Origin of the sequence: Niveibacterium sp. 24ML (assembly GCF_026586805.1) — a bacterium.
Classification (GTDB): domain Bacteria; phylum Pseudomonadota; class Gammaproteobacteria; order Burkholderiales; family Rhodocyclaceae; genus Niveibacterium.
This window is the reverse complement of sequence record NZ_JAPFHA010000042.1, coordinates 1-13,448: the sequence shown is the minus strand read 5'-3', so window position 1 is coordinate 13,448 and position 13,448 is coordinate 1. Positions and strand designations below refer to the sequence as shown.

Genomic DNA, 13,448 nt, shown 5'->3' with positions numbered 1-13,448 from the left:
AGAAGTAATGGAACATCGAGGATTGGGGATCGACTTCGCCGCGCATCGTTGCTCTGCCTGGGGTGGGACGCTTATCCTTACGACAACTGCATCCCCGAATCGTTCACGGGGTTTTGCATCACCCTGCTAACACACGCTCGCCGCCACCACCGTCTGCGAATGCGATATTGACGTGCTTGCAATTCCGTCACAGCCCCTGCCAGTTTCCCAGTGAACCTGAACCAAACCACCGCCATCGGTAGTTTCCTCTCTGGTCTGGGCTTCGCAGTGGCCAAGCGCGTGAAAAAGCCGGACCTGCCGTCATTCTCAACTTGCTTCAGCAAGCGCCGGGCGATCTGCTCTTCGGCAACAGTGTCTTTCACGCCATCGGGGGCCAACTCGAGATGAACTCCGCTGACGCTCACTGAGAAACGGCTAGCGTACCCATACAACCGCAGACAGGACCGAAGAACCCAAGCCGCAGACGCTCGTGGTGATCATCGACGAAGTAGTAGCCACTGCCTTGAATTCCACGAGACGGGAAGAGCGGCCACAGCGACGACTTATCTCCGTTAGGTCACCAGTAGCCACAAATGCAACACCTTAATCGGCCCTTGGCCCAATAACTGTGCTGCAGCATGCAGCGCGTTCACGTGCTTCAGCGCGATACCACGAGTCTGCAGGCCTATGCGGAGGCGCTTGGCGAGCGTCTTGTGGTCCTCGTGCTGGTCGATGCGCAGAGCGCAAACAACTTCGAGGGCTTCGTCGAAGGTGAAGCGCGAGGCTTGTGCGTGGATGAAGGTCCAGAGCGTGCCAGCACGCACCTCGTCGGTAACGGGCGATGCCGAGCCGGGAGTGGATGTGGTGGAGGTGGCCGAGCCGGCCGAAGAACCCGAAATGGGAGTAGTCATGGATTGAGCTCCGTCATGGAAAGCACGTCGAAGAACGGCACGCGTTGTTCGGCTTTCCGGGACTCAATACCGAGTCAAGGAAGGTCAGAAGACTGCTGCTGGTTTTGCCGTGCCGGACATGGCGTCCGGTGCGTGCACTGACGGGAGCAACTCACCCACGGCCCGTTGAACCGTTTTTAAAACCTAAGCAAATCCAGGTGTGCTAGTCAAGCCCCCCGTGACAGTCCCGTTCGGGCTGGCAAGACGGGGAGTTGCGGCACCGACTAGATGAACTTCACAAGGCGAGGCGTTCATCAATTTTTTCTACTATGCATTTTATTGTGCAACGAGTGTCTCATGCACGAATCCAACGCTATACGTCTATAGAACGTGCATTCTGCAACTCCTACGGAAATGGTGATGCAAGAGTGCAGAACGGCTGAAGTAACCACAATTAACCATTCCGGCAGGGATGACCATGAGCATCATCGCGTTGTTGAACACAAAAGGCGGGGTTGGCAAGACGACCACCGCACTGAATCTGGCGGTCGGTCGCGCGCAACAAGGCCGCAACGTCCTGGCTGTCGACGGTGACCGGCAGGGCAGCCTCCTGACGGCTCTTACGAACCGTGGGGACCGAGCCCCGATTGTTGCGGTCTGCCAGTACGTGGAGGGCCAAGCCCTGCGCCAGCAGGTGCTGCGCGCGGCCGACCACTACGATGACATCGTGATTGATGCGGGCGGGCGAGACAACACGGCACTACGTGCCGCGCTATTGCTAGCCGACAAAATCGTCGTTCCATTCCTGCCGCGTTCCTTCGACGTGTGGGCGCTGGAAGACATGTCCGCGCTGCTATCGGAAGCGCGCGCCATCAAAGACGTTGTTGCCTACGCACTGCTCACGATGGCCGATTCCCGAGGAAACGACAATGCAGAAGCGAGCGGTGCGGTGCCTAGTGGCGTTCAACTGATGCCTGTGACAGTCGGCCGTCGAAAGGCTTTTGCTGACGCTGCTGGTGCGGGCCTGAGCGTCCTTGAGCTGCCCGGCAATCGTGACGCCAAGGCCATCGCTGAGATGCAGGCGCTCTTGGCCGCCGTCTTCAACTAAGCCCGATACCCAAGGAGAACGCCGTGGCCGTGATACCCCGCAAAAACACCCCGTCCGTTGATGCTTTCATTGGCGGCGCCCCGGACGCCGGAGCTGGTGCGCAGGCGCCGGCAGGGACTACGCTGCCAGGACCATCCGCAAAGCGGGCAAGAAGAACATCATCACTGTGTCCATTGACCCGGTTGTTCGCGAAGAACTGGATGCGTACGCCTTGAACATGGGCATGAGCCGTGCGGCCGTCATCACGTTCGCCGTCAAACAACTACTAAAAAATGACTCATTAGCCGCCTAATTCCGTATAGTGTCTGTAGAATTTCCGCGCACCTTAAGGGAGACACCCTATGCGGCTTTCCTTTATTGGAGTGCGGCGCTGGCTTGAAAACAATGCAACGTCCTGTTCCGAGGAAGAGCTGCATCTACTCGCCGACATCATCGAATCCGCTATCCCTGTCGTGGAGCGTCGAAACGATGAAGTTAAGCAGAAGCTTGAGCAAATCGTTGCGCTCGCAAAAGAAGCAGGATTAGACCAGAAGGCAGTTGCACGCCTGGTCAGCAGCAAGATTGATTTGCCTCCGGGGGCTCGCCTGCCGCGCACCGCGGTGCGGCGTCCCTACATGAACCCTTTCGACCCACAGAGCGGCATCCATGCCTTTCCGCCTAATCATCCCGAGAAAATACCGGAATGGGCAAGGCAAGCCATATCACAAGGCTGGGAGAAAGAAGAGATGCACTACAAAAAACTCGCCGCTGCGTGGGCTAAGCGCAATATGCCACAGCTCTATGACCCGGTTGCGCGACACAGTGACCTGCAAGCAGAGGAAGCGGCAAAAGGTGCTTACCAACGAAAGAAGAAATCATGACGACAGAAGTCGTGAGTGAAAGCCTGAAAATGACCGGACACCTTGAAGAACGCTTCTCTGGCCACGAGTCCTTCGTGTGCCGCTACGGTTGGCTTCCCAAAGTTTTTCGCGCGGTGGGACAGAACCCCACCATCCTTAAGGACGAGCTTGGGGCAATGCACACTCTGGGCATTGGGCGAAATATGGTGAAGTCCCTTCAATTCTGGGGGGAGTCGACAGGTGTCATCGAACGGGACGACGATGCTGGCCATCGGGCTGGACCGGTTGGTGCTCGGCTGATGTCTAGGGCAGGTTGGGACCCCTATCTCGAGTCGCACGAGTCGCTTTGGCTCATACACTGGTGGCTTACGTCTTACGCCAAACTGAGCGCATGGTCCGAGGTCTTCGGCGATGGCGGCCTTCAGCGTTTCGACCGCAAGACACTGGTTGACCGTCTAGGTGTGCGTGCTCGTGACAAAGCTCGACCGCTTGCGTCTTCGACGCTTGAGCAACACGCGGGCATCTTTATCCAGAGTTATTTGAAGGAAGACCGGAGTAGCGACGACACGTCTTGGTGCCCGCTTCAAGACCTTGGGCTGCTTAGTCAAGCGATAAGTGTTGATGGCCGCACCGGCTTCACCGTTTCCAATCGACAGCCGCAAGGCTTGACGGAACGCGTCTTCGCTACCTGTTTGCTTGATTACATCCAGCGTAGAGGAGCAAGTCAAACGAACGTGCCACTGTCGGATATTCTCCGGGGGGACTACTCCCCGGGGACAGTTTTCTGCTTGGACGAGCTGACGGTTCGCCGATTCGTAGACGACCTTTCCGTCGGCGTGCTAAGAAATTGCCTCCGCTTCAATGACACCGCTGATACTCAAAGCGTAGTTGTCAACATTAACAATGCACCGGACGAACTTGTCTTGGCTGCGGGCATAGAGGTTCTGGATGTCTGAATCAATCATTAGAGAACTGAGCCTTGGTGCCGGCTTGGTCCGCTCAATTTCTATTGAACGAGACCTGTATGACAAACAGGCCCTTCAGAACTACCTGGTCACGCCAGCGGTGGTCACTGCGCTTGAGCAATTGGGTCGGGCCCTAGAGTCAAATTCTCCGCAGCGTGCGTGGAAAGTAGTGGGGCCATACGGCAGCGGCAAGTCGGCCCTCGGAGTGGCTGCGGGCCAACTTCTCTCGGGAGAGCAGCACTTCAACCTAATTGCTGAAGCGCTTGCAACTCAGTCAAAGCGGGTCAGCGCAATATTTGCGGACTCTTCGCGCTACCCGGTTGCTCTGGTTGGGTCTCGGGTGTCACTGGGCGTGGCGCTTGCACGCTCGTTTCTTCGCGTCACGGAGTCGTGGTCAACGAACAAGGCCACGTCGCACTTCATTGAGCGGCTCGACCTAGATGATGAGGCGTATAACGGTGTGCCCCTAAATGCCGCCGTTTCCTTAATGGTACGAGATTTCGCTGACGCGGCAGAGGTCAACGGCTTTCAAGGCATAGTGGTCTTGGTGGATGAGCTCGGCAAGTTCGTCGAGCATGCTGCGCTCTATCCGGCCGAGGGTGACCTTATGGCCCTTCAGCAACTTGCTGAGAGCGCGTGTGGAGGAGGCGACTCGAGAATCTCGGTGGTCGCCTTCTTGCATCAGCATATGTCTGCCTACGCCGATGGCCTGGGTAAGGCTCTGTCCGATGACTGGGAAAAGGTCGCCTCCCGCTTCGAAGAAATCCCCTTCGACGAACCCGTTGAGCGCTATGTCCACTTCGCTTCCCATGCCCTCGGCCTATCATCGAAGGCCTGCAAGCATCCAGGGCTGGCGACCAAGGCTCGCGCCCTATTTGGTGCCGCTGTCGAGAGAGGATTGTTGAAGTTCCAGGGCACGGCAGACCACGACCTGCTCTCCAATGCTGAGCAGCTTTACCCGCTGCACCCGTCAGTGATTGCCGCAATGGCAATTGTCGCCAAACGCATGGGACAGAGCGAGCGCTCATTCCACGCGTTCCTGAGCGGTGATGAACCACATGCGCTGCGCGACTTCTCGAGTCGTCATGATGTCGACGCAAATACATGGTACCGCCTTGACAACTTGTGGGACCACCTGGCCTGCTCACATAGCCTGCGATTCCGAGAACGAAATGCCGAGCGTCGTTGGGCGTTTGCAGCCTCCTGCGTAGCACGAGAGATTGAAGGCAGCCTTGCGGCCAAGGTACTAAAGGTCATCGCCATGGCGGAGCTGATTGAACAAAGTCTCCGGCTTCCCGTGTCGGTTGGCCTAGTGCAGCACGCGCTTGATGACGTTGGTCCGGCTGACGTAGCCTGTGCGATTGATGAACTTGTGCGCAAGGGCGTAGTTCAGTTGCGACGCGGCGGCGAGCAGGTTGTGACGGCCGTCCCCGAGCTCGCAAACATTGACGCTTTGCTGGAAGAGGCTGGACGCGAGAAGGAAGCGGTGCTTGTCACGCGAGCACTGGAAACGGCCCTTTCCTCACGCCCAGTTGTTGCGCACCGCCATTACGACCGCACGGGAACGCTAAGGACGTTGGCGGTGCTCGTCGGCACAGTCGACACGTGGCCCCAAGTGCCGAGGCTGAGCTCGGAGGATGCCAAACCGGATGGGTGGCTCAAGCTCTTGATTATTGGCCCATCCAATCGAGAGATGAAGCAGGCAACTGATAGATGCAAACAAGAGCTGCATCCTCTGGAGCTTCATGCATGTCTGCAACCACACCCCGCTGCGCGCATTGCGCTTGCGCAGTACGCCGTATGGCTGTCTGTAGCTAATCAGCTTAGGGCCCGACAGCTCGACCCATGGGCGACTCAGTACGTAGAGCGGCAACTGGCAAGTTCTCGCGAAGAAGTCGACGAAGTCATCTCGGCGCTGCTGGGTGCCCAACTGAGCGACAAGGGGCCGCGCAAATTTTGGCACCTTGGCAAAGAGGTCCCGCACAACGCCGCAAAAAATCTAAGTCAGTTGGCCTCGTGGCTTTTCGACGAGCAGTTCTCATTGGCACCTCGGGTCGTCAACGAACTCATTAACAAAGACAGGCCAACATCCGCCATCGTGCTGGCACGGCAACGCATGTTCGATGTGCTCTTCTCCAACGACCACACGAAACCCATCTGCGGGCCTAACGAGTTCCCTCCTGAGCGACTGATTCATCGCACATTGCTGCTTGACACAGGCATCTGGACGGACGCGGATGGCCGTTGGAGCCTATCGGCACCCAAGGTTCTAGCTCATGTGAATGCCGTGCCCGTTTGGGAAGCAATCGCGGACTTTCTGAGCGATGGTGCGGGCAAAACCTTTGCTGAGCTGCTCGACAAAATCGCTGCCCCTCCCCTTGGCGTGCGAAATGGGCCAGGTGGCATCTGGGTCGCAATGTACCTCATGGTCAATCGAAGCACGTGCGCAGTGTTCGAGCGTGGAACCTTGGTCCTCGAGCTAACTGCGGAGCATCTCCAGCGCATGTATAAGGCACCAGCCCAGTACGAGGTCAAAGAGATACCGGCCAGCGTCGAAAACCACGCCGTGCTCGAAGACTACCGAGCCGCGCTAGCCACGGTCGGCTGCCAGGTCGAGGGAAGCCTCACTGCATTGGAAGTGGCTAGAGCTACCTACCGTTGGGTGAAGAAGCTGCCCGCGTACGCACTCCATAGCGGCAGGGTGAGCAAGGACACGTCGTTGTTCCGAACGCAACTCGAGCGCTCACGAGACCACATTGACCTCCTTTTCCGAGCTGTACCTCAGGTACATCACGAATGCAAGTCAAAGCACGCCTTCAGGCTATGGCTTGCGACGGTTCTAGGCGACCTGGGTGCTAGCTATAGACGGCTCCAAGAGGAGGTTGGCAGCATTCTGAGCGCGTCTTTCGAAATAGCTGGGACCCTCCCTCGCGTTCGACAGCAGCTACAGAAGGAGTGTAGTTCGGCTACGACTGACTTGGCAGAGGCCAACTTACGAGCCTTCGTATTGCGTTGTGCTGACCCGACGCTTTCGGACGAGCGCTGGCTGGACTCGCTAGCGAGCCTCATTGTTCACAAGCCACTGGACTCTTGGACTGACGCAACACTAACCCAGTTTGAGGCGGTAATCATTGAGCTGTGTGCTCAGTACAAACGCTGGGTTCGTCTTGTGAGCCATCGCGCAAGAAATCCGGCGCTTGGAGAGCGGTATGTGTCTGTCACCATGACATTGCCCTCCGGTCACGAGTCCGCCGTATTTGTAGTTGCAGACCCAGTAGCAAAGATTAAGGCGAACGAAGTTCTGAAGGACTTGGAGCGAACAAGCAAAGGAAGCCATGAGCAGATGCTTGCCATTCTCGGGCAGGCGCTTCTGACGCTTCAATCGTCACGACAACCCAACGGGAAGGACCGAGAAGATGACGGACAAAAAACCGGTCAGGCACATCCTTAGCCTTTCGGGCGGGAAGGACAGCGCAGCCTTAGCCATCTACATGCGTGACCGTGTACCTGAGATGGAGTACATCTTCAGCGACACGCGCAAGGAACTACCTGAGACATACGAGTACTTGGAGCGTATCTCTAGCTATCTGGGGAAGCCCGTCGTGCGTTTGAACGCGGAACTCGGCTTCGACCATTGGTACCACATGTACGGCGGAATGATTCCATCCAACCATCGGCGCTGGTGCACTCGCGCGTTGAAACTCAAACCGTTTGAACAATACTGCGGTGATGACGAAGTCATAAACTACGTTGGTCTTCGCGCGGAGGAAGAACGCAGCGGCTACATCAGTCACAAACCGAACATCACTGCCGTTTATCCCTTCAAAGAAGACGGCCTTATTCTGCGCGACATCGAAGGCATTTTGAAGTCCTCTGGCGTAGGCATGCCGCCTTACACAAAATGGGGGCGTACGAGGTCCGGCTGCTACTTCTGCTTCTACCAGCAGAAGATTGAGTGGGTTCGGCTTAAGGAGACGTATCCAGAGCTGTACGAGCAGGCCAAAGAATACGAGCGCCCCTTCGAGAAGACCGGCAACTTCTTCACATGGAGTCGCGGGGAAAGCCTAGCCGAGATGGAGCAACCGCAACGTATCGAACAAATTAAGCGGGAGCACGTCATTCGTATCCAGCGCAACGCTGCTCGCCGCGAGAACGCTACCTTAATGGAGGTCTTCGCTAACGCCGAAGCGGCGGAAGACCCTGAAGACGATGACGACCAGGGTTGTCTGGTTTGCCAACTGTAGGGGGCTGAGTTGGGACTCACGTTCAAAGCACGAGTACTCCTTGAACTAGGTGCGGAACTCATTAGTTCCGATGGAATGGCGTTGTATGAGCTCATTAAGAATGGGCTAGACGCCGGCTCAAGAGAGATTAGCATCGAGATTCAGGTTGTTTTGCAACCTTCAATGAAGCGTTCGCTTCTTCGTCGATGGAGGGATGAGCGTCTGGCGTGGAACGCAGAGGCGTTCCTTGCAGAAGTCGATGCGGGAATTGATAGCAGCGCTCCTGCCGAAGCACTCGCCGAGTTCGTTGGAGCTCTTCAAGTTGGCTCTAGGTCAGAAGCTCTTGTCTCACTGGAGGACGCCTGCGCTGAGTACAACTCTATAAAGGTCATCGATTCCGGCTGCGGGATGGACAAGCAGGCCTTGAATGATTGTTACTTGACGGTTGGAACTACGGTTCGCCTCGAACAGAAGATGCATCTTCTGGATGACGAGGCGAGCGATGCCTCTGACAACCGCCGAATCCCATTGGGAGAGAAAGGCATTGGCCGACTCGCCGCTATGCGACTGGGGCATTTCATAAGAGTAGTGTCCGCGGTTGAGTCAGAGTCAAATGAGTACGTCCTCGACTTAGACTGGCGCCCTGTGTACGCCAATCCCATGTTGGGTCTTGACCACGAGTCTCTTCAGTTCAAACCGGTTATGGGTGGCCAAAAGTCGAGGCATAAAGGCACGACTATCGTTATCAAGGACCTGCAATCTGATTGGGACCTAGACAAACTGAGGGAACTGTCGCGCTTTGATTTGGGAAAGCTCGCGGACCCTTTCCAGTCCGCTGCAGCGAATCAATTTTTAGCGATTAAATTCCAAGGTAAGGACGCGAACCTAATAGGCGTCTTTGAGGCTGCGCGCCTTAAGTGTGCAGACGCGGTTTGTACAATTACATTCCGCGCAGGCTCGGTGGAGACCTCATCTGCCAACGAAGACGCGGCCGAGCTCGTCGTTAATACTGTGTATCGCTTGTACAAGCGGGAGGAGGAGCTTGTTCATGCAGGCCCTCATCTCGCAACCGCCGTCAGCTATGAGCCAAAACGAAAGAAAAATGCTGAAAAGCTGGCTCGCTCAGATGAAGTCGTCACCGCGCTAAAGACGCTAGGAGATTTCGAGGCGAAATTTTACTGGTTTAATCGTGGGCGATTCCTGAGGGATGAAAAAGTCTTGTGGTCCGGCGGACTCGGTGACTTTGTTCGAAACTGGAGTGGTGGTCTGCTCGTGTATCGCGATGGCTTTCGCGTATACCCCTATGGCTCGGCACAGGACGATTGGCTGGACCTGGACAGAAAGGCCCTTGCCAGCTCGGCTTATAAGTTGAATAGAGCTCAGATTGTGGGCTACCTAAGGATTACTTCCAGAGAGAATCCAAAGCTCATCGACCAGACTAATCGCGAGGGCTTTAGGGACTCTCCGGAACGCGAAGCTCTTCGGCGCTTACTTCGTCAAGCCATCATTGCAGACTGCAAGTCGTTCCTCGAAAAGGTCGATAAAGAGAATAAGGTTGCAGATGAGGAAACGCTCCAGGATATTGACGCACGCATAGGCGACTCAAGCCAGAATGCCGCCCAGAACCTGAAGCGGCTTAAGGCTCGCGTTCCCGCAGAGGCGGAAACCATCCAAAGTGTGTTGCAAGAACTAGGGGAGGTTCAAGACGCTTGGAACCGAGCCAAGCAAACGCTCAAGTCGAAGAACGAAGAGGTGGAAACGTACACACACTTGGCGGGAGTCGGCTTGATGGTGGAACTTCTTGCTCACGAGCTAGCAAGGACAACTCAAGACGCACTTGAACTGTTGGCGGACAAAAAGACCGCGAGCGACCCACAGAAACTACAAGCCCTTGCCGCCGTACTTAAGACTCTAAATAAAAGAATTCGTGTCATTGACGTCCTCAGCATTCCTGGGAGGCAACGTAAAGAAGTCCTTTCAATCCCCACTTTGGTCGAGGAGATGAGGGATTTCTACGAAGCAAAGTTTGAGCAAAATAAGGTTAACTTCGACGTTGTTATGACTGGTGCACGCGCTTTCACGCGCAAAGTAGAGCGTGGACAGATAATCCAGATATTTGACAACATCTTCAACAATTCAGTCTTCTGGCTGGCAAGGCGTTTGAATCGCGACGAGCGCCCGCAAATTCGAGTGGACATCGATACAGCGGCCGGACTTGTAGCCATATCGGATAACGGGCCGGGTATTTCCGAGGACGTCGGGAATCGTGTATTTGACGCCTTTTACACGTCAAAAGGCGCTAACGGCCGCGGTCTAGGCTTATACATTTCAAAGAAGCTGGCGGCCGAGAACGACGCCGAATTGGAACTGTTGCCCGCAGAGTCAGGCGTCCACAACGGCTTCGTACTAAAGTTCTGAGGGGAGTGAAATGAGCCTTTTGAAGGCCTTTGAAGCTGGGGTCGGCAGCGTCGTTATCATTGACGACCTATATTTGGAGCCCAATCCAGAAGCTGTCAATGGCGAAGCGCTGGCAGCACTCCATAGGGAACTGAAAGCGTCGCCGGAGAACTGCACCCAGCTTGGAACCCTCTTGAATACGGCTGAGGTGGACGCATTCAAGCTTCTTGATGTAGTCAACGACAATCTAGCACAGCTCTACGATAAGCATATTACGGGCCATCACCCACTCCTTCAAACACTATTTTCTGACCTCGATGAGAAAAAAACGGCTGGACTTCGCCGTCTGCGCGCTTTGGAAGCGGAAATAGCAAAATTCTTTGACGTAACTCCGAAAACGTTCGGAAGTTTAGATGCATCCCGTGAGGACTTGAGCGCCTGCTCGATTGCATTTGTCGATTTCTTCCTTGAAGGCATTACCAATCATGAAGAAGCCAGGAAGAATCACCAAGCGGTGAAGACTGAACTTGGTAAAGCTGTCCCAGTCGGCAAGGACATGTTTCCGAAAGTGGTCGTCCTCATGTCCACATCATTGCCGGACTCAGGCGAGCTTGCGATATTTCGTAAAGAGACGAGCGTGCGCGGGGCCTTCTTCCATACGATGGATAAGGCAAACTTCTCCAGCGCCGAGATTGAAGCTCGTTTGAAATATTTCCAGGCGTCGTATGAATCGGCAATTAAGCTGAATGGCTATTTGGAAACGATTGAGAAGGAGATTTCTTCGGCAGCGTCAGAACTAAATGCTGAGCTGAGAAATAGGCTCGATGTTCATGATTTGACGATACTAAAGACTCTTCGACTTGATGCCGAGAGCGATACGCCACAGTCGTATTTGACACAGCTTCTGGCAGAGGCTTTGGCGGCCAGAGTGCGGATGGCGAAAGGACTGCAAGAGTCGGTGCTTCCGACGGAACATAGCTATGGCGACGCGCCTTTTGACGGAAAACTCCTCCCTTCAAGCGTCCTCTTCGAGCTGTTTGCAGACATCGCAGTCGCACCTACACCAACCTCGGGCACAGCAAAAGTCGCCTTTGGTGACGTGCTAGAGTTCGTTGATGAGACACAGAAGGGGAAGTTGTTACTGGCAATTTCACCTGCCTGCGACCTCCAAAGGAGTTCGGCGGATTACGAAGTGCTGCTAGTTCCAGGAAAAGTTGTGGAGAGCAACGCGAGTCTTTCGACACTAATACATAATTCTTACGGTTTTGGCCAGGGTGGCCTAGTGCTCAGATTGCCGGCCGCGGGTGGTGAGGCTTCGTATAGCAACATAGTATTCGATTACAAATCGCTCAGAACCCTACCTGTTTCTGTTTTGCAGGACAGCAAACGGCATCGCAGGATTGCGCGGCTAACGGAGATTTTTGCGCAAGAAATTAAGACTTTGGCCCTAAATAATGCTTCGCGTGTGGGCGTCCCCATTGACCCATCGTTTTCAATTGGATTGAAGGCGAAAGTTCGTTATCGCTTTTGCGGCGACGGGAGAGACGCGCCGAGCGTTGAAGGTGAATTTGATGCCGACGGAGCGGGGTTCTATCCGGCTGTTCTTGCGATGGGGCGGCAACTAGGAGATAGCGAACTGTATTTTACAGTAATGTTTTCTTTGCAGTTCAAGGAGCAACTACAGAAGACGCTAGAGGAAAAATTGGCTCAGCAATCTAGCAATAAGCTAAAGGTCGTGGCTGAGCATTTTGCAAAACCAGACAACTTTAAAGTGGTATTCGATGGGGGCAGCAAGTCAAAGAGCTTTAATGGTGGAATTACTATCAGATATTCTAGAACGCTAGGGCAGCTGGCGCAGCCTAAGAACTTCGAGATTCTTTTGTACTCTGAGGTCGAAGAAGACAAACAGCCAGAAGCGGCCGATGGCGGAGGATTTGCCTCATAGAGCCAGCCAAGCGAAGGGAGCTGACCCTCTCCCTCCTGCGAACCGCCATCTCCTCTTACTCGGGCGAATAGCATCCGGTGAATTTGGCCCCGCGCTTGACCTATCTGACCCCGCGAAACTTTACACAACGCACCACAGGAATTTCCAGAATCATTTCAACAATAGAGTCTGGGTCATATGGTTGGCCCCTAGCCTCTGATTGGTTGGCGTTCTGCGTTCGCGCTCACCCGTCCGGCCGCGGAGAAGTCTACGCGAGAGCTTTCCAGAGAAAATCATCCGGTCGCGGTGAACCTATACGTTGATAACCTTGCAACGTACGGACGCCGATAATGATGATTGTGTCGCAGAGCTACATCCAAGATGGCGCTGTGTGCTTCTTTCTTTTGCCCTACGGGCCGAGCACGCTGACCCGCGTAACGCAGCGCCCAGGGTTGCCCGCCATCACCGAAACCATCAATCTGCCAAGGCGGGCGAGTTACAAATTGCGCCGTGAGCCAGACCTACTGTAAGCGTCCGCCAAACCCATCTTGAGCCGGCGTCCGATGGCGTGAAGGATAGTGTCCACCAACAAATAGGTGGACACTATGAAAGAGAGTCAGAGTCGGTCCCGTCGTGTGCATAGCGCGGCGTTCAAGGCACAGGTCGTTGCCGAAAGTGAAGTGTCGGGCGCCTCCGTGGCGCAGGTAGCCTTGCGTCACGGGGTCAATGCGAATCTGGTGCATCGATGGCGGCGCGCAGCCGAGCGTGCGCCCGCGTCGATCAGCGCGGCACCGGCGTTCCTGCCACTGGTGATGCCCACGGCCTCGCCGGTGACACCGTCACCGTTACCCGCGTCGCCTTTGGCATCGGGTGAAATCCGCATTGAACTGCGCCGCGGCAGCGCAACGGTGAGCGTGAGTTGGCCCGCGAGCGCGGCGTCCGACTGTGGCGCGTGGCTCTCGGAGTGGTTGCGTTGATTGGTATCGAAGCAATCTGGCTCGCGGTTGAGCCGCTGGACATGCGCGCCGGCACGGATTCGGCGAGTGGTATCCGTCCGGCGAACCCATCTTGAGCCAGCGTCGGCCGGCGTGAAGGATAGTGTCCACTAAGAAAACTGGTGGAC

Annotated in this window: 9 protein-coding genes; 8 read left to right on the top strand and 1 reads right to left on the bottom strand. The window is 55.5% G+C overall.

The annotated features are described in order from the left end of the window. Positions 1 to 551: 551 nt before the first annotated feature. Positions 552 to 890, bottom strand: a complete 339-nt coding sequence (locus tag OPU71_RS20640; protein ID WP_267729975.1) for a hypothetical protein — start codon at positions 888 to 890, stop codon at positions 552 to 554. Between the two features lie 457 nt (positions 891 to 1,347). On the opposite strand from OPU71_RS20640, the gene OPU71_RS20635 reads away from it, so the two are divergent. From OPU71_RS20635 to tnpA, 8 genes are all read left to right on the top strand, one after another. Then, a complete protein-coding gene (locus tag OPU71_RS20635; protein ID WP_267729973.1) occupies positions 1,348 to 1,977 on the top strand; it encodes an AAA family ATPase in 630 nt (209 codons plus the stop codon). A 341-nt stretch (positions 1,978 to 2,318) separates the two neighbouring features. Then, positions 2,319 to 2,837 carry a hypothetical protein gene (locus tag OPU71_RS20630; protein WP_267729971.1) on the top strand — a complete coding sequence of 173 codons (519 nt, stop codon included), beginning with the start codon at positions 2,319 to 2,321 and terminating at the stop codon, positions 2,835 to 2,837. Next, a complete protein-coding gene (locus OPU71_RS20625) occupies positions 2,834 to 3,772 on the top strand; it encodes a DUF4007 family protein (RefSeq protein ID WP_267729970.1) in 939 nt (312 codons plus the stop codon). Before OPU71_RS20630 ends, OPU71_RS20625 begins: the two co-directional genes overlap by 4 nt. Next, positions 3,765 to 7,232, top strand: a complete 3,468-nt coding sequence (locus OPU71_RS20620) for a hypothetical protein (protein WP_267729969.1) — start codon at positions 3,765 to 3,767, stop codon at positions 7,230 to 7,232. Before OPU71_RS20625 ends, OPU71_RS20620 begins: the two co-directional genes overlap by 8 nt. Beyond that, entirely contained in the window at positions 7,198 to 8,025 is an 828-nt protein-coding gene (locus OPU71_RS20615; protein ID WP_267729967.1) for a phosphoadenosine phosphosulfate reductase family protein, read from the top strand. The genes OPU71_RS20620 and OPU71_RS20615 overlap by 35 nt, the downstream gene beginning before the upstream one ends. A 9-nt stretch (positions 8,026 to 8,034) precedes the next feature. Beyond that, entirely contained in the window at positions 8,035 to 10,422 is a 2,388-nt protein-coding gene (locus tag OPU71_RS20610; RefSeq protein WP_267729966.1) for a sensor histidine kinase, read from the top strand. Positions 10,423 to 10,432: 10 nt separating this feature from the next. Next, a complete protein-coding gene (locus OPU71_RS20605) occupies positions 10,433 to 12,346 on the top strand; it encodes a hypothetical protein (protein WP_267729965.1) in 1,914 nt (637 codons plus the stop codon). 584 nt (positions 12,347 to 12,930) lie between these two features. Further along, on the top strand, positions 12,931 to 13,302 hold the full coding sequence (gene tnpA / locus OPU71_RS20600) for an IS66-like element accessory protein TnpA (RefSeq protein ID WP_267729964.1): 372 nt from the start codon (positions 12,931 to 12,933) through the stop codon (positions 13,300 to 13,302). Positions 13,303 to 13,448: the final 146 nt, after the last annotated feature.

Excerpts from the sequence above, each read along its gene's own strand:
- OPU71_RS20640 (WP_267729975.1), bottom strand. The coding sequence starts at position 890 with ATGACTACTCCCATTTCGGGTTCTTCGGCCGGCTCGGCCACCTCCACC.
- OPU71_RS20635 (WP_267729973.1), top strand. The coding sequence starts at position 1,348 with ATGAGCATCATCGCGTTGTTGAACACAAAAGGCGGGGTTGGCAAGACG.
- OPU71_RS20630 (WP_267729971.1), top strand. The coding sequence starts at position 2,319 with ATGCGGCTTTCCTTTATTGGAGTGCGGCGCTGGCTTGAAAACAATGCA.
- OPU71_RS20625 (WP_267729970.1), top strand. The coding sequence starts at position 2,834 with ATGACGACAGAAGTCGTGAGTGAAAGCCTGAAAATGACCGGACACCTT.
- OPU71_RS20620 (WP_267729969.1), top strand. The coding sequence starts at position 3,765 with ATGTCTGAATCAATCATTAGAGAACTGAGCCTTGGTGCCGGCTTGGTC.
- OPU71_RS20615 (WP_267729967.1), top strand. The coding sequence starts at position 7,198 with ATGACGGACAAAAAACCGGTCAGGCACATCCTTAGCCTTTCGGGCGGG.
- OPU71_RS20605 (WP_267729965.1), top strand. The coding sequence starts at position 10,433 with ATGAGCCTTTTGAAGGCCTTTGAAGCTGGGGTCGGCAGCGTCGTTATC.
- tnpA (WP_267729964.1), top strand. The coding sequence starts at position 12,931 with ATGAAAGAGAGTCAGAGTCGGTCCCGTCGTGTGCATAGCGCGGCGTTC.